Genomic DNA, 19,316 nt, shown 5'->3' on the forward strand with positions numbered 1-19,316 from the left:
CAGGATTGTGACAGTACCGTGATACGGCGCGACGGGCAATACTTCGTCGGCTGGCGAAAACCCTCATTCGGCTACCTACGTGACGCGAGGATTGCGCCAGCGTCGCGTCGCGCTGGGACGATTCACGCGACGCGCTTCTGTCTTTGTTTTGTGCATGTCGTCTTCTCAAAACCGGGGCCACTTTTGAGGGACATGAATTCAGGCGGCCACCTGGCCCTCGACGGCATGGACCAGCGCGTCGGGATCGAGCGGCTTGGTGACAAAGCCGCTGGCGCCATGGGCGAGCACTGTGTGGCGGGTCTTTTCCTGGCTGTCGGCCGAAAGCACCATGATCGGAACCGGCGGCACAGCCATTTCCTCCTCGTGGCGGCGGATGGCGGCGATCGCGTCCAGCCCGTCCATGACCGGCATGTGCAAATCCATCAGCACCACATCGAAGCGATTTTTCAGCCCGGCTTCGGTCACCGCCTCGACCGCGGCCTTGCCATTGCCGACCACTTTCACGCGATGTCCCGCCTTCAAAAGCGTGGCGCGGGCAAGCATGGCGTTGATGTCGTTGTCTTCGGCGATCAGCACCGACAAACCTTGCTGGCGCCCGCCGTGGGCACGAAGCGAGGACGCGCCGGTCTTTTCCGGCTTGGGCGGCGGCAAGGCAGGGACATGACTGGTCAGCAGCACGCGCAGCAGGGTTTCGCCGCGCACCGGCCTCGCCAGGAAGGTGGCGTAGCCGTTGGTGCGGAATTCGCCAAGCATGCCGCGGTCGGTCGGCGCGATCAGCGTGATCGCCTCGCAATCGGCAAAGCCACTCTGGCGCAGGCGCTTGAGCAGTCTGCCGTCGCCGTCCTCCAGGGCCGCGTCGATCAACAGCACATCGCAATGTTCGGCGAAGGGCGTCGCCTGGGAAGCGGTTGCGGCGACGTCGACGGCGCCGCCATGGGCGCGGATGGTGCGGGCGATGGCGTCGGCCTCGACGGCGTTCTTCGACACGATCACGGCGCGCCGGCCGGCCAGGATGTTCTGCCGGTTCTGCGGTGCTTCGGTTGCTCCTGCGGCCGGGATCTCGAAGACGAATTCCGATCCCTCGCCAAGCCGGCTCGACACCGAAATGGCACCGCCCATGGCGGCGACCAGGCGCCTTGATATGGCCAGACCGAGGCCGGCGCCGCCATGGGTGCGGGTCGAGGTGCCGTCGGACTGTTCGAATTCCTCGAAGATGCGCTCCATGTCGTCTTCGTGCAGGCCGGGGCCGGTGTCGGTAACGGTGAAGCAGATGCGGTCGCTGGTATCGGTGCGGGCGCGCGCAATCGAGACCAGCACGCCGCCGGTGTCGGTGAACTTGATCGCATTGCCGATCAGGTTGAGCAGCACCTGCCTGACCCTGCCGGGATCGGCCATGATCATCTGCGGCACGTCGGGCTCGACATGACAGCCGAGGCCGATGTTCTTGGCGAAGGCTTTCGCTGCCATCAGTTCGACGATGTTGTCGGCGATTTCGCGCAGCGATGTCGGCTGCGGCTCCGGGTCGAAACGGCCGGCCTCTATCTTGGAATAGTCGAGCAAATCCTCGATGAGCGCCAAAAGGGCGCTGGCCGAGGTCGAGACAGCGCCGACATAGGTGCGCTGCTCGGGCGACAGATTGGTGTCAGCCAGAAGCTTGGCCATGCCCATGATGCCGTTCATCGGCGTGCGGATCTCATGGCTGACGGTGGCGAGGAAGCGCGACTTGGCCTGGCTGGCATATTCGGCGCGCTCGCGCGCGGTGATCAGCGAGGATTCGGCGCGTTTGCGCGCGGTGATGTCGCGGGCAATCGCCCGGTGCGAGACGGCGCCGCTATCCTTGTCGCGTACCGACAGTTCGATCCATGAGAACCAGCGCGGACCGTTCGGGGTGCGTATGGAGACGTCGGTGGAACTCAGGCATTCATGATCGGAAAAGGCGGCGTCGGGGACGATGCCGACATCAATGCCGTGTTCGGCGAGGGTCCTGCCGGCAAGGTCGCGTTGGTCGGTTCCGACGAGGCTGGCGAAAACCTTGTTGGCGTAGACGATGTGGCCATCGCGGTCGCGGTGGACGACGAGATCGCCGAGCGCATCGATCAGCCCGCGAAAACGCTCCTCGCTCTCCTGCATCTCCCACATACGGTCGGCCAGCGTCTCGATTTCGGCGCGGCTACGGGCCGCGGTTTCGTCGAGCAAGGCCGCCGCGCGGCGGACGGTGCGCCGGCTGCGCAGGTGCATGGCGACGCCGGCAAGGCCTGTCGCCAGCAGGCCGAGGGTGATGAAGATCGGCGCACCGGTGAGGTGGGAGAGGCCCGCCAGCACGACACTGGCGACCACCGTCAGGAACGGCAGGCCCTCGGACGTGGGGCGCGGCAAATCCGGCGCCAGAGGCGGCGGCGCAACACGCTGCCGCTTCACCGTCGCCGGACTCGGCCCGTCGACGCTTTCGGCACGGCTCTTCTCTTTCCTGGCGGACTCCGCGATCATGCGGAAATCCTTGCCAGATAGAGATTATGGAAAAGCGCGGCGGATCGTTCGAATTTTAGCGGTCATGCATTTTTGGCGGTTTTCCGCATCGCATGATCTTTTCCGAAAACCTGATCCCTTCGGGGTCATGCTTCGGGAGCCTCACATATCGACAACCACGCGGCCCCTGATCTTGCCGTCGACGATGTCGTGGGCGGCGGTGATGATGCCGTCGAAGCCGATGGTCGTCGACAGGCCGGCGAGCTTCTTGAGATCAAGATCGCTGCCGATGCGGCGCCAGGCTTCCAGCCGCACAGCCTTTGGCGCCATCACCGAATCGATGCCGAGCAGCGAGACGCCGCGCAGGATGAACGGGGCGACGCTCGACGGCAGATCCATGCCACCGGCCAGGCCGCAGGCGGCGACCGCGCCGCCATAGGCGGTCATCGACAGCACATTGGCCAGCGTGTGGCTGCCGACGGCATCGATGCCGCCGGCCCAGCGCTCCTTGGCCAGCGGCTTGGCCGGCTGGGAGAGTTCCTCGCGCGAAATCACTTCGGCGGCACCGAGGTCGATCAGATAGGAGCTTTCGGCGTTGCGGCCGGTCGAGGCGATGACGTGATAGCCAAGGCTGGACAGGATCGAGACCGCGACCGACCCAACGCCGCCGGCTGCACCCGTCACCACCACCGGGCCGCGATCCGGCAGGATGCCGTGCCGCTCCAGCGCCATGACGCTGAGCATGGCCGTATAGCCGGCGGTGCCGACCGCCATCGCATCGTGGGCGCTGATGCCGTCGGGCAACGGCACCAGCCAGTCGCCGTTGACGCGGGCGCGCCCGGCATAGGCGCCGAAATGCGTCTCGCCGACGCCCCAGCCATTGAGGATGACCTTGTCGCCCTTGCTCCAGTCGGCATGCGATGAGGAGAGGACGGTTCCGGCGAAATCGATGCCCGGCACCAGCGGCCAGCGGCGGATCACTGGCGCTTTCCCAGTGATGGCCAGCCCGTCCTTGTAGTTGACCGTCGTCGCCTCGACGGCGACGGTTACGTCGCCTTCCATCAGATCGGCTTCGCCGAAATCGACGACCTCCACCGACTGTTTCTTTTCGGCGTCGCGCGAAACGAGGATGGCTTTGAAGGTTTCAGGCATCTCTTCTCCTCGGCTTCGCAAAGGCTGGCGGTCGGCGTTGGCTGGCTCTGGCCGAACTGTGCGGCGACCGTCCGGCGAGGTCAATTGGTCAAAAGAGTCGGGCCGTCAGGCTTCTGGGCCTTGCGGCTTGGCCTCGCGCCGCCAGCCTATGAACTCGTCGAAGACGACCAGCGCCGCGCCGACCGAAATGAAGGCATCGGCGAGGTTGAAGACGGCGAAGGACCATACCGGCGTGTGGAACAATATATAGTCGATGACGTGGCCGTAGACGGCGCGGTCGATCAGATTGCCGATCGCACCGCCGATGATCAATGCAAAGCCGATGCGGGCCAGCACATGGCCGGCGGGGGTGCGCGTTGCGAGGTAAAGCACAAAGGCAACGACCACGACCGCGATGACGACCAGGCCGGTGTCGCCGAAGGACGAGAACATCGAGAAGGCGATGCCGGTATTGTAGGTGCGAAACAGCGCCAGGAATGGCACCATGTCGAGCTTTTCCTGGAAGCCGAGGCCGGTCTCGATCAGATGCTTTATCCACTGGTCGAGCGCGATTGCCACCACCACCAGCAGCGCATAGGGAGACCATGATTTCACGATGTGGCGTCCTCGGGGGCAAGTTTCAGCGCGCCGCGCCGGATCTCGAACAGCATGATTCCGGTGGCGACCGCCAAATTGAGTGAATCGGCGCGGCCGGCCTGCGGAATCCGCAGCAGCCGGTCGCAGCTTTCCGCCAGATTGTCGGGCAGGCCCTGCTGCTCATTGCCCATCATCAAGAGCACCGGTCCTCGGGAGAAATCGACCGAGCGGTAGTCGACCGCACCCTTCAGATGGGTGCCGACCACCAGGCCCGAGAAGCTGTTTCGCCAAGCCAGAAATGCTTCCGGCGTCGCCTTGGTCACCGGCACGGCGAAGATCGAGCCCATGGTGGCGCGCACGGTCTCGACAGAAAAAGGATCGGTAGTCTCGCCGACCAGGATGACGCCCTTGGCGCCGACGGCATCGACGGTGCGGATGACGGTGCCGAGATTGCCGGGATCGCGCACCCGGTCGAGCGCCACCCAGACGTCGCCGTCGTGAGCGCGGATGTCTCTTAGCGGCAGCAGTTTTTGCCGGAAGACGCCGACCACCATTTGCGGATTGTCACGGCGGGTGATGGCCACCAGCACTTTTTCGGACACTTCGAGCACGGTGCCGCCGGCGGCAACCGTGCGCGCCGCCACCTTTTCGACCGCCGCATTGCCGCGTCCGGCCTTGGCGAAAACCAGCGTCCTGATCGACCAGCCGAGGTCGAGGGCGTCGATGACCAGCTTCAGCCCTTCGGCCATGAAGGCGTTCTGCTGGTCGCGGAATTTCTTCTGGGCGAGCGCCTTGATGTCCTTGATCAGCGGATTGGCAAGGCTGGTGACTTCCTTGACCTGCCCGGGCGCGCCGATGTGCCGCTCATTCATTCGGGACTCCCGGGCATTCAGGTCTCCGGGGCATTCAGGCCACCCAGCGCGAAAACAGCGATGTCGACAGCGCCCGCCCGGCGGACTGCTCGCGGATGATCAGTTCGCCTGATTCAACCGTGCCGCCCATGCCGGCAAAGGTGTCGCGCATCAAGGCATGGATGGCGAAGAAGGAGGCGCGGATGGAATAGGCGGTCAGCACCACGGTGAGCGGTTTCGGCGTCAGGATCGCGCGGCAAAGATCGGTCAGGCCGGGCAGGTCCTCGAACAATTGCCAGACCTCGCCCTTGGGGCCGCGGCCATAGGCGGGCGGGTCGAACAGGATGATGTCGTAGCGGCTGCCGCGGCGCTCTTCGCGCTCGGCGAATTTCACAGCATCGTCGACGATCCAGCGGATCGGCTTGCTGCCGAGACCGGCCATTTCCTGGTTTTCGCGCGCCCAGCCGACCGCCTTCTTGGAGGCATCGACATGGGTGACCTCGGCGCCGGCACGGGCGGCCACCAGAGACGCGAGCCCGGTATAGCCGAACAGGTTCAGCACCTTGACCGGGCGCTTGGCCGCCACGATCTGGCTGGCCATATGGTCCCAGTGCGAAGCCTGCTCGGGGAAGACGCCGACATGGCGAAACGAGGTGAAGCGGCCGAGATAGTCGATGCCGTCATGCCTCATCGGCCAGGTCTCGCCCAGCGGCACCTTCGGAAAACGCCAGCGGCCGATGCCTTCTTCGTCGGTATCGCCGGTGAAGATGGCGTCGGCTCGGTCCCAGTCCCTGGCGGGCAAGGCCTTTTGCCAGATCGCCTGTCCCTCGGGCCGCACGATGCGGTAGGGGCCGTATTGTTCGAGCTTTTCGCCGGCGCCGCTGTCGAGCAGTGCATAATCCTGATTTGGCGCAACTTCGAGGATCACCGGCAGGCGCTCAGTGGGCAGGACGCCTTCGCGACGCGCCAGGATACGGGGGGCGGGCTTCGGATCAGACCGGTCGTCCGGTTTTGTTTCGTGGCGTGGCTGTCTGGCTTCGGGTCGGACTGGTGCGGTGCCCGGCTGCGGCCGCGCGTGTTCGGTCCTGCCCTTTGCGGGCGGACGGTTGTCGCGGCGTTTGTCGCGAAAAGACTTCAAGCAGGAGCGTCTCCGGAGGCGGCAGGCCGCTTTTGACATAGGGTCACCGGCTGCGCAAACAAAATGGTCCAGCGTGCGAATGTCTGAGGTGGTGGACCTCGCTGAGGAAACAGGCAAATCTGGAATCATGTCCCGTTCCGAACGCCTGCTCGACTTGATCCAGATCCTGCGCCGGCATCGCCGGCCGGTGAGCGGTCGCACGCTTGCCGGCGAGATGGACGTTTCGATCCGAACGCTCTACCGCGACATTGCCACGCTGCAGGGGCAAGGCGCGCCGATCGAGGGCGAGGCTGGGCTGGGCTATGTGCTGAAACCCGGCTTCATGCTGCCGCCGCTGATGTTCACCGACGAGGAGATCGAGGCCATCGTTCTGGGATCGCGTTGGGTTGCCAGACAACCGGACAAGCGGCTGTCGGCCGCCGCCACCGACGCGCTGGCCAAGATCGCCGCTGTGCTGCCGGATGATCTGCGCGAGGACCTCGATGCGACCGCGCTTTTGGTCGGGCCGCACGGCGATGCTGTCGAAAGCATCGACCTTGGCCTGGTGCGCCAGGCGATCCGCAACGAGAGAAAACTCGGCTTCTTTACCGCGACGCCGGCGGCGCCGCCTCCGAGCGCTTGATCTGGCCATTCGCGCTCGGCTTTTTCGACAAGGTGCGGGTGGTGGTGGCCTGGTGCGAGACGCGGCAGGATTTCAGACATTTTCGCGCCGACCGGATGTCGGGGCTCAACACCACGTATATCCGCTATCCGCGTCGTCGGCAGGCGCTGCTGAAGGAATGGCGCGCGACGCTGGACGCACCGAAGCGCCAGCCTGGCGCTTAATGCTCCTTTCCACGCTCCCACAAGACGCTGCTGCCAGAATCTGACAGTGGGGTCACCTATGCTCCTCCAATCGAAACCCTGGAGAGCAGACATGAACACCCCCAATTTCGTCATCCTTATGTCGACAGTCCGGAGCGGAGCGGCGCCTTCTACGGTGCGCTGCTGGGACGCCAGCCGGTGGAGACGTCGCCGACCTTCGTGCTGTTCGTGCTCGACAATGGCTTCAAGCTCGGCCTGTGGTCGCGCCACACGGTGGAGCCGTCGGCCGCGGCCGCGGGCGGCGGTGCGGAGCTCGTCTTCGCGTTGGACCGGCCTGATGCGGTGGACGCCGCCTACACGGACTGGGCAGGACGCGGCTTGACCGTTCTGCAGACGCCGACCGACATGGACTTCGGCCGCACCTTCGTTGCGCTCGATCCCGACAAGCACCGGCTGCGCGTCTACTGGCTGAACGACGGAGAACAGGCCAATGGGGAACAGGCCAATGGAGAACAGAAATGAGTGCGCACTGGATCGCGGTCGCTTCCGCCGAACATGTCCGGCGCGGCCGCGAGGCCGGCTTCATGCAGGTCAACCACGGCAAGGCGGCACCTTTGCGCCGCATCAAGCCCGGCGACGGCATCATCTACTACTCGCCGACCACAATTCTGCGCGAGAAGGACGGCCTGCAGGCCTTCACGGCAATCGGCACCGTGCGCGAAGGCGAGCCTTATCAGGGCGACATGGGCGGTGGCTTCACGCCGTTCCGCAGGGATGTCGAATGGGCCAAGGCCGAGGAGGCGCCGATCAAGCCGCTGCTCGAGCAGCTCGACTTCACCGCGGGCAAATCGAACTGGGGTTATCAACTGCGCTTTGGCCTGTTCGAAATTACGGCGCATGATTTCGCGCTGATCGCCGAGGCGATGGGCGCTGCCATGAAGGCAGGCTGAAGCATCCAGCCGCCGGATCGGCAAGGCACCGTGACAAGGCTGCTGACACCAAGTTGTCAGCAGCCTTGTGCGACAAGCGATTGTCTTCAGATAGCGTCGCGCTTGCCCCAGGAGAATAAGATGGACTTCGTCTCGATCCGCATCATTACCGATCAGATCAAGCCCTTGGTGGCATTCTACGACACGATCACCGGGCTTACCGCAACCTGGTTCACAGACGATTTCGCCGAACTGGCAACGCCGTCCTGCACACTGGCGATCGGCAGCACCCGCACGCTGGCCCTGTTCGGAACTGATGTGGCGCAGCCGGCCGCCAATCGCTCAGCGATCATCGAGTTTCGCGTCGCCGATGTTGATGCTGAGTACAGCAGGCTGGCGAAAATTATCGGCGATTTCGTACAGACGCCGACGACGATGCCATGGGGTAACCGGTCGCTGCTGCTGCGCGATCCCGATGGCAATCTGGTGAACTTCTTCACCCCGGTCAGCGCGGAAGCGATCAGGAAGTTCGATCGCAGAACCGGCGCAGACGCTACTGCTTGAGCGCGTTGTAGACGGCAATGCCCGCGGCAAGGTCCTCAAGCGCGGCGCCGACCGACTTGAACAGCGTGACCTCAGTGGGGCTCTGCCGGCCCTGTTTTTCCCCGCGCGCCAGCTCATGCAGATCGGCGACGATGGCTTCCGGCTTCAGCACGCCGGAGGCGAGCGGCTGGACGATGTCGCCGGCTTCCTTGGTGGCGCCGGCGCGGGTGTCGACATAGACGCGGGCGCGCGATCGCGTCGTCGTCGCTCTCGCGCATGGTCGGCGTGAAGCCGCCGACCAGATCGACATGCGCGCCCGGCTTGAGCAGCGCACCCTTGACCAGCGGCGTCGTCGTGATCGTCGCCGATGAGACGATGTCGGCCTCGGCGAGTTCGGCGTCGAGATCGCTTGCGGCCTCGGCGTTGAAACCGTCCGCGCGCAAATCAGCCGCGACCTTTTCGGCATTGGCGGGCGTGCGGTTCCAAATGCGGATGGTCTTGATCGGCCGCACCGCGGAGTGCGCCTTGGCGAGGAACGGCGACAGCGCGCCGGCGCCGACCACCAGAAGCTGCGATGCGTCCTCGCGGGCGAGATAGGAGACGGCCAGCGCCGAGGCGCAAGCGGTGCGCCACTGTGTCAGCCGTTGGCCGTCGATCAGCGCTTCGGGCTCGCCGGTGGTGCCGTTGAGCAGGAGGTAGAGCCCCATCACCGCCGGTTTGCCGATGGCGTTGTTGTCGGGCGATACGGTGACGATCTTGACGCCGATATGACCCCCGACCGATGTGCCGGCCGCATGGAAGTCGGTCCACGCCGGCATCAAAAGCAGCGTGGATGTGGCACCGTCGGGCCGCTCGACCCCGTGATGATGGCGGACGGGTTGCACAGCACCCTCGCGGAAGGCCGCGCGCAATGTCTCGACCAGCCCGGGAAAGGTCAGCGCCTGGTCGACAGCGTCGGCCGAAATGGTCAGCATGCAAAACTCCGCGAAGATAAAAGCGCCGGCTTCAGGCCGTTGGCTTCGGCAGCGCCGGCCCGGTGGCCGCGCCCTGCTGCACGGCGGGTATACGGCTGACCGCCTGGCGCAAATTCTCGGCCTCGACCCCGCGCTGGCGCGCCAGCTTGCGGTAGCGGCCCTGCTTGACCCAGGTCGCCAGGCTGCCGACGACCATGCCGATGGCGAGCGCCACGAACAGGAAGATGAACAGCGGCAAGGTCAGCGTCAGTTTCGGATTGCCGGGGTTGAACGGGTCGAGCGTGAAGGCGACCAGCTCGCGGTTGGCGACGGCCAGCGCAATCAGGATGACGGCGAGCGGCACGAAGACCACGATAAGTATGAAGCGGTTCAACATAGAAATTCCCTGGAGAAGGCAGGCCTTGATAACGCCGGCGCGTTGGTCCGCGCCTACTTGCCGCCATTCAGCCTTTCACGCAATTCCTTGCCGGTCTTGAAGAACGGCACCCACTTCTCCTCGACCTCGACGGATTCGCCGGTGCGCGGGTTGCGGCCGGTGCGGGCAGGGCGATTTTTCACCGAAAAAGCGCCGAAGCCACGCAACTCGACCCGATTGCCTTCCGCCAGGGCATCGGTGATCTCGTCGAAGATCGCTCCCACGATGTTTTCGACGTCGCGCAGGAAAAGATGCGGGTTGCGCGTGGCAATGATCTGCACAAGCTCGGATTTGATCATCAGAAAGGTCCCCGTGAAAGCGCTGCGGTCAAATTATCAGGATGATTTTATTTGCTTTTTTACTCGCCCCAACCGGCAGATCAAGGGTGCCAGACGGAAACGAGACCGTCAAGAAACAAGCGATCCGCGCCAATTTCGTGAAGCACGTCGCTGCCGGCCTCCGACAGGCCGAGCGCGCTGCCGACGCTGCGCGCTATTGCTTTCGAGAACAGGAAGCCGCCACGCCGCTCGGTGTCCTTCCATTCCACCACCTTGAGCTTGGCGTCGACACCCTTGGTCGCCAGCCAGTCGATCGCCACGCTCTCGCCGCCGACAGCGTCGATCAGACCGTTGGCAAGGCCCTGGCGGCCGGTGAAGATCGAGCCGTCGGCAAGGGCCAGTGCCTGATCGCGGGTCATTTTGCGGCGCTCGGCGACGATGCCGACGAACCAGTCATAGCTGTCGAGGATGAGCTTGCGGACCATGGCTCGCTCGTCTTCATTGGTCGGCTTGAAGGGCGAGGGCGATGCCTTCAGCGGCGAGGATTTCACTTCCTCGAGCTTGATGCCGACCTTGTCCATCAGACCGCTGACATCGGGATACTGGATGAGCACACCGATCGAGCCGACGATCGACGTCTTGCGGGCAACAATATGGTCGCTGGCGCTGGCGATCATGTAGCCGGCCGATGCGGCCAGCGTGCCGACCTCGGCCACCACCGGCTTGTCGGCGGCAAGCTTGCGCACCTCCTCGTAGATCGATTCGCCGCCGACCGTGGTGCCGCCGGGCGAATCGATCGCCAGGATGACGCCCTTGACCTGCGAGGACGTGCGGATGGTTTCCAGCCGCTTGATCAGTTCCTCGTCCTCGGTGATTGTGCCTTCGATCCTGACCTTGGCGATGTGGTCGACGGAAGAACCGCCGAGGTCGCCGCCATAGAACCAGCTTGCAAGCGCAATCACCCCAAGGGCCACGACGGCAATGGCGGCGCCGCGCCAGAAGGTCAGCTTGCGCCGCAAGCGGCGGCGGTCGATCAGGTCGTCGGCTCTCAGTGCCATGGTCTGCCTCACAGTCGGTGGGAAGCGATGCTTTTAAAGCAAGCGTCCGCGCCCGGCTACCTCTTCCTCAAGGGCCTGCGACGAAGCGACCTTCACGACGGAGGCATTTCAGGAAAAAATGACGCGGCGCGTTCGTTTCTGCTATGAAGTGACGAAATTGTGTCGCCTGAGTTCCGTCTGTAAAACAGCGGCCGTCACATTTTTGCGGTTTTCCTCCGCTTGTGCTTGCTTGCGGGGGCCGGCAACCCACCTATAGCAGGTGTTTTGGCGGACAAGGGTTTATTAGAAGTCAGTCATGCTTGCGCGATCGAACGAACCGACCAATGCCGATGCGGCCTTGGCGCCCACGGCGCCAGCGGGCACGCGCGGCGACGCCTTCGACCGCGCCCAGCGCCACTCGCGCCGCGTGCGCGTGCTTAAGTTTGCCGTGCCGGTGCTTGCCGCCGGGATCGCGGTTGCGTTTCCGGTCTATTCCTATCTGGCGGCGCCGATCAACATTTCGATACAGGCAGACGGCACCGCTTTCGCGGATGGCAAGCTGGTGATGGCCAATCCGAAGCTCAACGGCTTCACCAAGGACAAGCTGCCCTATTCGCTGACGGCCTTGCGCGCCATCCAGGATGTCGGCAAGCAGGACATCATCGAACTCGAAGGCATCCATGCCAAATTGCCGCTGACGGCCGACAATGTGGCGACCGTCGACGCCAAGCGCGGGATCTACAACAGAAACGCCAACACGATGGACATGACCAGCGACGTTACCGTCACCACCACCGACGGCGTCGCTGCCATCTTCAAATCGGTCTTCCTCGATATGGGCAAAGGCTCTATGAAGACAGGTGATGCGGTCGATGTCAGCCGTAACGGCTCGCGGATCACCGCGGGTTCAATGTCGGTCGAAGACAATGGCAAGGTCATCGTTTTCGAGAACAAGGTAAGCGTTCACATCGATCCGGCCACTATGAAGGCGGCAGAGGCAAAGAGCGGAGAAACGAATGCGTCCCAGTAATTCGGCACGGCTAGTCGCCGCAGCTTCGGCCTTGCTGTTGCTGGGTATGGCGCCGTCCTGGGCTCAGTCCAGCGCCAGCAGCCAGTCCGGGCTCAAACTGTCGGGCGACCAGCCGATCCAGATCGAGAGCGACAAACTTGAGGTCCGCCAGGCCGACAGCATGGCGCTGTTCAGCGGCAACGTCACCGTCACGCAAGGGCCAACGCTGCTCAAGGCCGGCAGCATGGAGGTCTACTACGTCAAGGACCCCAACGCCGCCAAAGGTGCTGCCGCCGGCGCTTCGGCGATGACCGGTTCGGCCAATATCGACCATCTGGTGGTCAAGAACAAAGTCTACATCAAGTCGAATGACCAGATCGCCACCGGCGACAACGCCACGTTCGACATGAAGACGCAGGTACTAGTTCTGTCGGGCAAGGAGGTCGTCTTGTCCCAAGGACCCAACGTCCTCAAGGGCTGCAAGCTCACCGTGCAGATGAAAAGCGGCCTTGCTCAGGTCGATGGCTGCGGCGGGCGCGTCATCATGTCGATGACGCCGCCACCGAAATCCGAGGCCCCGAAGCCCGAATGACTGGCGTGTCTTCGCTGCTGACCCGCCTTCCGGGACGGGCGGCCAGTAAACTTGCAGCACCGGCCACAGTCACCGTTGATTCCTCGAAGTTCAAGGGCACCCTGATCGCCAAGGGTCTGACCAAGAGCTACAAGGGCCGCAAGGTGGTCAGCGGTGTCACCATCGGCGTGCGCGCCGGCGAGGCCGTGGGGCTGCTCGGGCCGAACGGCGCCGGCAAGACCACCTGTTTCTACATGGTCACCGGCTTGGTGCCGGTCGATGAGGGCACGATCGAGATCGACGGTTTCGACGTCACCTCGATGCCGATGTACCGCCGCGCCCGCCTCGGCATCGGCTATTTGCCGCAGGAAGCCTCGATCTTCCGCGGCCTGAATGTCGAGCAGAACATCCGCGCCGTGCTCGAAGTGGTTGAGAAGGACCGCAAGGTGCGCGAGCGCAATCTCGACGAACTGCTCGAGGAATTTCACATCAGCCATCTGCGGAAGTCGCCGTCCATGTCGCTGTCGGGTGGCGAGCGGCGGCGTCTTGAGATCGCCCGAGCTTTGGCGACGCGCCCGGCCTACATGCTGCTCGACGAGCCGTTCGCCGGCATCGACCCGATTGCCGTCGCCGACATCCAGCAGCTGGTTCGTCATCTAACGGCGCGCGGCATCGGCGTGCTGATTACCGACCACAATGTGCGCGAAACGCTCGGCCTCATCGACCGCGCCTACATCATCCATGCCGGCCAGGTGCTGACTCATGGCCGTGCCGACGAGGTGGTGGCGAACCCCGATGTGCGCCGGCTCTACCTCGGCGAAGGTTTCACGCTCTGAGCGTGAAATTTGTTTCCTGACGTGATTTTTGCCGCCCCGCCGGGCTTTTTTCTCCGATTTTGCGTGAGATAATGCTTCGGTAGGGGCCTTTTGCCATCGTTCGCCTTGACAAGCAAAAGCCGGGCCAGTTTCTATGGAAGGTCGGAAAAATTCATTTTCCGGCAGCTTCTGATGTGTAGGCTTCCGGGTGCAGAAGGGCGTTTGAAACCGAACCATGGCGTTGGCGGCGAAACTACAGCTACGACAATCCCAGTCGCTGGTGATGACGCCGCAGCTGATGCAGTCGATCAGGCTGTTGCAGCTCACCCATGTCGAGCTCGACCACTTCATCGACGACGAGATCGAGCGCAATCCGCTGCTGGAGCGCGCCGAGCCCCAGGATGACGCCGCAAGCGACCAGGTGCAGAAGGGCGATGCCGCTCCTGAGCCTGCCGCCGATGGCGACTGGTTCGAAAACGAGACGGCGTGGAGCGCCGAAGCGATCTCCGACAAGCTCGACAGCTCGCTGGAAAATCTGTTCCCCGACGATCCCGGCACCAGCGAGCGGCTCGGCCCGGACCTGACGGCGCAGTGGAAGTCGGCCACCGGCAATAGTTCGTCCGGTTCTTCCGAAGGCTTCGACGTCGGCGACATGGCCGCCGCGGCGATCACGCTGCGCCAGCATGTCGGCGAGCAGATCGCACTTGCCTTTGCCGATCCGGCCGCAAGGCTGATTGCAGCCGAACTGGCCGACGGCCTGGACGAGGCCGGCTATCTGCGCGCCGATCCCGCCGAGATCGCCAAACGGCTCGGCGCCGATCAGGCGACGGTGGCCAACGTGCTGGCAGCCTGCCACACATTCGAGCCGGTCGGCCTGTTTGCGCGCGACCTTGCCGAATGCCTGTCGCTGCAGCTTGCCATGCGCGATCGTCTCGATCCGGCGATGAAGACGCTGATCGGCAACCTAGAACTCCTGGCGCGGCGCGATTTCCAGACGCTGAAGCGGCTTTGCGGGGTCGACGAGGAGGATCTCCTCGACATGCTGGCCGAAATCCGCGCGCTCGACCCGCGCCCGGGCATGGCGTTTTCGGGCGGCGCCAGCGACGCCATCGTCGCCGATGTCGAAGTCCGCGCCGCCAATGACGGCAGCTGGACGGTCGAGCTCAATGCCGAGACGCTGCCGCGCGTGCTTGTCGATCACATCTATTTCGCCCAGGTCTCGCCGCATGCGAAGAATCAGGCGGAGAAGGATTTCCTGGCCGAATGCCTGCAGAATGCCAACTGGCTGACGCGCAGCCTCGACCAGCGGGCAAAGACGATCCTGAAAGTGGCGTCGGAAATCGTGCGCCAGCAGGACGCTTTTCTCGTCCATGGCGTGCGCCAGCTCAGGCCGCTCAACCTGCGCACGGTGGCCGATGCCATCGGCATGCATGAATCGACCGTCAGCCGGGTGACGGCCAACAAATACATGCTGACGCCGCGTGGCGTGTTCGAGCTGCGTTATTTCTTCACGGCTTCGATCGCGGCGTCGGGCGGCGGTGATGCGCATTCCTCGGAAGCGGTGCGCGACCGCATCAAGCAGCTGATCGACGAGGAAAAGCCCGCCGATGTGCTGTCCGATGACGCAATCGTCGACATGTTGAAGGAAAGCGGCGTCGATATTGCCCGGCGCACGGTGGCCAAGTACCGGGAGGGTATGAATATTCCCTCGTCGGTGCAGCGGCGGCGTGAAAAGCGCGCTCTGGCGAGCGCGGGGCGCTAGCTCTGCTTGCCCGACAAGGGCTTTTGCTATGGCTGGATTCCACAACTTTCCGACCTTAAAGCGCATCGCGCTGAAACGGATTCATACGACGCGCTTTAAGTCTTTGTTTTGATGCATGTCGTTGTCCCAGAACCGCAGCGCACTTCTGGGCGACATGCATTAATTGACAAGCTGCAATGAAGTGTCTAGAAGCCCGCCCGCATGAGACGGGCTCGCGGCCCGCATGCGGATGGTCCGTCACGACGAAGGCCACGGGACGGCCAAGAAGGCGGATTGTGATCAACCGGAAAGTTCGGATCTAAAATCGGCGCGAGTTGACGCCGCAAAGCTTGTGCGCACGGATCACGAGTATAAACTCTGGCCAGTTTGAAGCCTGAGCAAGGAAGGTCAGTTTTCAGATGAAATTGCGCATATCGGGTAAACACATGGATATCGGCGATGCGTTGCGTACGCGCATTACCGATCGTGTCGGCGAGGCGATTGGAAAATATTTCGATCGCGGTTTTTCAGGGCACGTCACGGTCATCAAATCGGGGTCGCGTTACTCGGCCGATTGCATGATCAGGCTGGATTCCGGCGCTTCGCTGCAGGCAACCGGCGATTCCCAGGATCCGACACTTGCCTTCGAGGCGGCCGCGGATCGCCTCGAAACCAGGCTGCGGCGCTACAAACGCCGTCTGAAATCGCACAATTCAGGCAGTGGAAATGGCGAAATCACCGACATCGCCTATACGGTGATGGCGCCGCTGACCGATGACGATGAGGACATTCCGGAGGACTACGCCCCGGCCATCGTCGCCGAATCAACCATGACGCTGCAGACCATGTCGGTGGCGTCGGCGGTTATCGAACTCGACACCAAGGACAGCCCGGTTTTCGTCTTCCGCAACGCCGGAAACGACCACCTCAACATCGTCTATCGGCGGCCGGACGGAAATATCGGCTGGATCGACCCGTCGACGACCAAAGTCGCACAGGCGTGACGACAACGACAACGGTCGCACAGGTGACGACAATGGTCGCACAGGGATAATAGCCAGCCGCGCGAGGGGCGAGGACTGGCGACGGCAGGCGAATAAGGGATTTCAAACATGGATCTGAGCGATCTTCTCAACGTTCCGGCGATCTTGCCGGCGTTGAAGGCGAACTCCAAAAAGCAGCTTCTGCAGTTGCTGTCCGAGAGAGCGGCGGCGATTTCCGGCATTCCGGAGCGCGAAGTGTTCGACACCATCCTGCAGCGCGAACGGCTGGGCTCCACCGGCGTCGGCAACGGCATCGCCATTCCGCACGGGAAGCTCGCCGGGGTGAAGCGCATCGCCGGTGTCTTTGCCCGGCTGGAGACGCCGGTCGATTTCGAGGCCCTGGATGACCAGCCGGTAGATCTGGTGTTCTTGCTGCTGGCCCCGGAAGGCGCCGGCGCCGATCACCTCAAGGCACTGTCGCGCATCGCCAGGGTTTTGCGCGACGCCGACACGGTGGCCAAGATCAGAGGCACGCGCGACGCGGTCGCCATCCACGCTCTGCTGTCGGACACGCAAGCCTCGCACGCCGCCTGAAGTTCTTTGGAATTAAGTCTTCCAGGGGCCGCCGAAGGCGGCCCTCTCCATTTCAACCGCCAGCGGTCGCCTTAGTGAATGGCGACAGTGGTCAGGTCGTTTTCCATGGCGCCGGCCAAAGCCCGGTCCTTCGCATCCGAAAGCAGGATCGGCTGGCCGTTGGCGGCAAACAGCGCCCACAGCACCATGCCGGGCGCGATTTCGCCCAGATTGGGGAAGCGGCCGAGCAATTCGTCGCTCGAGACCTTGCGCAGATAAGCGACCGAGCCTTCGCCGAGATGGGCGAATTCGCCGCTGGTCATGATGATGGTTTCGTCAGTTCTGGTCATTTCAAGCCTCCTTGGCGCGAGGACGCCGCTCAAGGCCATCCCGCATGAGAGCCATCGGTAAAGATCAGTCTTTCACCGATATATTTATTTTCCGTACCAGCCGTTCGGTATCCGGCCGATCGAGATCGATCGACAAAAGGCCGTTCTTCAGTTCCGCTGCGATCACCCGCATGCCGTCGGCCAGCACGAAACAGCGCTGGAACTGGCGCGCGGCGATGCCGCGGTGGAGGAATTCGCGCTCGGTGTCGTCGGTTTGACGGCCGCGCACGACCAGCTGGTTTTCCTCCGTGGTGACATCGAGATCGCTTTCGGCGAAACCCGCGACAGCCAGCGTAATGCGCAGCCTTTCGGCCTTGCCGTCGGCACCGCTGAGGCGCTCGATGTTGTAGGGAGGATAACTGTCACCGGATTTCGCCAGTCGTTCCAGGGTCTTTTCCATGGCATCGAAACCAAGGAGAAGCGGGCTGGAGAAGGGCGTCATTCGGCTCATGTTACACTGTCCTCTTTGGAGCGACATAAACTGGAAAAACCCGGATGGCATTTTTCCCGATGGTCTTGATATGGTCCGCGCCGCGGCCAAGTTCAAGCCGCCGAACACCCCCGCCAAAAAGACTCCCCCGCATAAGGAAATGAAATGCCCCAGACCCGCAAGATCATCATCGACACGGATCCCGGCCAGGACGATGCCGTCGCCATATTGCTGGCGCTGGGCAGCGCCGAGCTGGAGATCGTCGGCATCTCTGCTGTTGCCGGCAACGTGCCGCTGAAATTGACCGAAAAGAACGCCAGGAAAATCTGCGAACTGGCCGGACGGCCCGATATCAAGGTCTATGCAGGCGCCATCCGCCCGTTGGCGCGCGAACTGGTCACCGCCGAGGAAGTGCATGGCAAGACCGGCCTCAACGGCCCGCAACTGCCCGATCCGAAGATGAAGCTGCAGGGCCAATATGCGGTCGACTTCATCGTCGAGACGCTGATGAGGGAAGAGGCCGGCACGATCACGCTGTGCGCGCTCGGCCCGCTCACCAATGTCGCGCTGGCGCTGATCCGTGAGCCGAAGATCGCGCCGCGCATCAAGGAAATCGTACTGATGGGCGGCGGTTTCTTCGAAGGCGGCAATGTCACGCCGACCGCAGAATTCAACATCTATGTCGATCCGCAGGCCGCCGACCTGGTGTTCAAATCCGGCATTCCGATCGTCATGATGCCGCTCGACGTCACCCACAAGGCGCTGACCACGGCCAAGCGCACGCAGGCCATCCGCCAGCTCGGCACCCGGGTCGGCACCGCGACGGCCGAGATGCTGGAGTTCTTCGAGCGCTTCGACGAGGAGAAATACGGCACCGACGGCGGCCCGCTGCACGACCCCTGCGTCATCGCGTATCTGTTGAAGCCGGAGCTGTTCAAGGGCCGCAACTGCAACGTCACCGTCGAAACCACCTCCGAACTCACCATGGGCATGACCGTGATCGACTGGTGGGGCGTGACCAAGCGGCCGAAGAACGCCATGGTGATGCGCGACATCGACCATGACGCGTTCTTTGCGCTGCTGGTGGAGAGGTTGGCTCGGCTTTAGCTCTGTCTTTCCTTTCTCGCCATTGTGGGTTCCGAAGGGACGGGGCGAGACAAGTGGCTCGCCCCCGGGCGGTGTCGCCGAAGGCGACGGATGTGGGGTGTTCCAGGGAACGCCCACGTCTCACTCCGCTGGAACACCCCTCATCCGTCTCGGCGCTATCGCGCCGATCCACCTTCTCCCACAGGGGAGAAGGAAGGCGCCGCCGCCGTTCACTTTGCAAATCGATAGAAGACCATTCCATTCTCGCGCGTGACGCGCTCCAATCTTGCCGGCGCGCCGATCAGATGCGGGAGGTCGTCTTCGACAAGAATGGACGAACCGCTTTCGAGCGAAACCAGATAAAGGGTGTGGTCGTGGTCCGATTGGGCGCTTTTGACCGTTGCGTGGATTGGCTCGACTGACCGGATAGGGCTCGCGTCATTCGTCCATTTGTAGAGCGCCGAAGGAACCATCATCGCGAACATGGCGACGATCAGGACCACGCCGGGCGCGTTCCTTTTCAAATCCCTATAAGTCCATGACATTTGAAAGAATC

The 19,316-nt window shown here is 63.3% G+C and carries 21 protein-coding genes and 2 pseudogenes; 11 read left to right on the forward strand and 12 right to left on the reverse strand.

All coding sequences use genetic code 11. From position 1 onward, the window contains the following. Window positions 1-198: 198 nt before the first annotated feature. The 5 genes from NKI61_RS13670 to NKI61_RS13690 form a co-directional block, all read right to left on the reverse strand. Complete coding sequence (locus NKI61_RS13670) at window positions 199-2,487, reverse strand: response regulator (RefSeq protein ID WP_352839780.1); 2,289 nt, start codon at window positions 2,485-2,487, stop codon at window positions 199-201. Window positions 2,488-2,628: 141 nt separating this feature from the next. Continuing rightward, the gene (gene acuI, locus NKI61_RS13675; protein WP_352839781.1) at window positions 2,629-3,618 is read right to left on the reverse strand and encodes an acrylyl-CoA reductase (NADPH); all 990 of its coding nucleotides are present in this window, start codon (window positions 3,616-3,618) and stop codon (window positions 2,629-2,631) included. Between the two features lie 105 nt (window positions 3,619-3,723). After that, window positions 3,724-4,212: a signal peptidase II gene (gene lspA, locus NKI61_RS13680; RefSeq protein WP_023712332.1), complete on the reverse strand. Its 489-nt coding sequence runs from the start codon at window positions 4,210-4,212 to the stop codon at window positions 3,724-3,726. Further along, window positions 4,209-5,066, reverse strand: a complete 858-nt coding sequence (locus tag NKI61_RS13685) for a TrmH family RNA methyltransferase (RefSeq protein ID WP_023733590.1) — start codon at window positions 5,064-5,066, stop codon at window positions 4,209-4,211. Before NKI61_RS13685 ends, lspA begins: the two co-directional genes overlap by 4 nt. A 34-nt stretch (window positions 5,067-5,100) precedes the next feature. Continuing rightward, on the reverse strand, window positions 5,101-6,183 hold the full coding sequence (locus NKI61_RS13690) for an RsmD family RNA methyltransferase (RefSeq protein ID WP_352839782.1): 1,083 nt from the start codon (window positions 6,181-6,183) through the stop codon (window positions 5,101-5,103). 127 nt (window positions 6,184-6,310) lie between these two features. Between NKI61_RS13690 and NKI61_RS13695 the strand changes: the two are divergent. From NKI61_RS13695 to NKI61_RS13710, 4 genes and pseudogenes are all read left to right on the forward strand, one after another. Then, window positions 6,311-7,008: pseudogene (locus NKI61_RS13695) on the forward strand (helix-turn-helix transcriptional regulator). Between the two features lie 177 nt (window positions 7,009-7,185). Then, window positions 7,186-7,509, forward strand: a complete 324-nt coding sequence (locus NKI61_RS13700; protein ID WP_502899896.1) for a VOC family protein — start codon at window positions 7,186-7,188, stop codon at window positions 7,507-7,509. Beyond that, window positions 7,506-7,937, forward strand: a complete 432-nt coding sequence (locus NKI61_RS13705) for an EVE domain-containing protein (RefSeq protein ID WP_023714121.1) — start codon at window positions 7,506-7,508, stop codon at window positions 7,935-7,937. The genes NKI61_RS13700 and NKI61_RS13705 overlap by 4 nt, the downstream gene beginning before the upstream one ends. Before the next feature lie 120 nt (window positions 7,938-8,057). Further along, window positions 8,058-8,480 (forward strand): VOC family protein, encoded by a 423-nt coding sequence (locus tag NKI61_RS13710; RefSeq protein WP_023714120.1) that lies wholly within the window; start codon window positions 8,058-8,060, stop codon window positions 8,478-8,480. Here the strand turns inward: NKI61_RS13710 and lhpI are convergent. The 4 genes and pseudogenes from lhpI to sppA form a co-directional block, all read right to left on the reverse strand. Then, window positions 8,470-9,433 (reverse strand): annotated as a pseudogene (gene lhpI / locus NKI61_RS13715) (bifunctional Delta(1)-pyrroline-2-carboxylate/Delta(1)-piperideine-2-carboxylate reductase). The gene NKI61_RS13710 and the pseudogene lhpI sit on opposite strands and share 11 nt — an antisense overlap. Window positions 9,434-9,464: 31 nt before the next feature. Further along, window positions 9,465-9,809, reverse strand: coding sequence for a lipopolysaccharide assembly protein LapA domain-containing protein (locus tag NKI61_RS13720; RefSeq protein ID WP_023691965.1), 345 nt, complete (start codon window positions 9,807-9,809; stop codon window positions 9,465-9,467). A 53-nt stretch (window positions 9,810-9,862) separates the two neighbouring features. Then, window positions 9,863-10,147 carry an integration host factor subunit beta gene (locus tag NKI61_RS13725; RefSeq protein ID WP_006200394.1) on the reverse strand — a complete coding sequence of 95 codons (285 nt, stop codon included), beginning with the start codon at window positions 10,145-10,147 and terminating at the stop codon, window positions 9,863-9,865. A gap of 80 nt (window positions 10,148-10,227) precedes the next feature. Further along, on the reverse strand, window positions 10,228-11,184 hold the full coding sequence (sppA, locus tag NKI61_RS13730) for a signal peptide peptidase SppA (protein WP_023820573.1): 957 nt from the start codon (window positions 11,182-11,184) through the stop codon (window positions 10,228-10,230). Window positions 11,185-11,479: 295 nt separating this feature from the next. Between sppA and lptC the strand changes: the two genes are divergently transcribed. The 6 genes from lptC (at window position 11,480) to ptsN (ending at window position 16,876) form a co-directional block, all read left to right on the forward strand. After that, complete coding sequence (lptC, locus tag NKI61_RS13735; protein WP_023669748.1) at window positions 11,480-12,193, forward strand: LPS export ABC transporter periplasmic protein LptC; 714 nt, start codon at window positions 11,480-11,482, stop codon at window positions 12,191-12,193. Further along, on the forward strand, window positions 12,180-12,764 hold the full coding sequence (locus NKI61_RS13740) for an LptA/OstA family protein (protein ID WP_023683069.1): 585 nt from the start codon (window positions 12,180-12,182) through the stop codon (window positions 12,762-12,764). Before lptC ends, NKI61_RS13740 begins: the two co-directional genes overlap by 14 nt. Beyond that, the gene (gene lptB, locus NKI61_RS13745) at window positions 12,761-13,579 is read left to right on the forward strand and encodes an LPS export ABC transporter ATP-binding protein (protein WP_023669746.1); all 819 of its coding nucleotides are present in this window, start codon (window positions 12,761-12,763) and stop codon (window positions 13,577-13,579) included. The genes NKI61_RS13740 and lptB overlap by 4 nt, the downstream gene beginning before the upstream one ends. A 214-nt stretch (window positions 13,580-13,793) precedes the next feature. After that, a complete protein-coding gene (gene rpoN / locus NKI61_RS13750) occupies window positions 13,794-15,320 on the forward strand; it encodes an RNA polymerase factor sigma-54 (protein WP_023814706.1) in 1,527 nt (508 codons plus the stop codon). Between the two features lie 398 nt (window positions 15,321-15,718). After that, the gene (hpf, locus tag NKI61_RS13755) at window positions 15,719-16,303 is read left to right on the forward strand and encodes a ribosome hibernation-promoting factor, HPF/YfiA family (protein WP_023747046.1); all 585 of its coding nucleotides are present in this window, start codon (window positions 15,719-15,721) and stop codon (window positions 16,301-16,303) included. A 108-nt stretch (window positions 16,304-16,411) separates the two neighbouring features. Next, a complete protein-coding gene (gene ptsN / locus NKI61_RS13760; protein ID WP_023669743.1) occupies window positions 16,412-16,876 on the forward strand; it encodes a PTS IIA-like nitrogen regulatory protein PtsN in 465 nt (154 codons plus the stop codon). Between the two features lie 71 nt (window positions 16,877-16,947). Here the strand turns inward: ptsN and NKI61_RS13765 are convergent, their stop codons facing one another. Together NKI61_RS13765 and NKI61_RS13770 are read right to left on the reverse strand one after the other, a co-directional pair. Further along, the gene (locus tag NKI61_RS13765; RefSeq protein ID WP_023686566.1) at window positions 16,948-17,205 is read right to left on the reverse strand and encodes a BQ00720 family protein; all 258 of its coding nucleotides are present in this window, start codon (window positions 17,203-17,205) and stop codon (window positions 16,948-16,950) included. A 64-nt stretch (window positions 17,206-17,269) separates the two neighbouring features. After that, window positions 17,270-17,695: an Hsp20 family protein gene (locus NKI61_RS13770; RefSeq protein WP_023669741.1), complete on the reverse strand. Its 426-nt coding sequence runs from the start codon at window positions 17,693-17,695 to the stop codon at window positions 17,270-17,272. A gap of 144 nt (window positions 17,696-17,839) precedes the next feature. Between NKI61_RS13770 and NKI61_RS13775 the strand changes: the two genes are divergently transcribed. Beyond that, window positions 17,840-18,781 carry a nucleoside hydrolase gene (locus tag NKI61_RS13775; RefSeq protein WP_352839784.1) on the forward strand — a complete coding sequence of 314 codons (942 nt, stop codon included), beginning with the start codon at window positions 17,840-17,842 and terminating at the stop codon, window positions 18,779-18,781. A 209-nt stretch (window positions 18,782-18,990) separates the two neighbouring features. On the opposite strand, the gene NKI61_RS13780 is transcribed toward NKI61_RS13775, so the two are convergent. Next, entirely contained in the window at window positions 18,991-19,263 is a 273-nt protein-coding gene (locus NKI61_RS13780; protein WP_352839786.1) for a hypothetical protein, read from the reverse strand. Window positions 19,264-19,316 lie beyond the last annotated feature (53 nt).

It is taken from the genome of Mesorhizobium sp. M0514, assembly GCF_040321145.1.
In the GTDB taxonomy this organism is placed as follows: Bacteria; Pseudomonadota; Alphaproteobacteria; order Rhizobiales; family Rhizobiaceae; genus Mesorhizobium.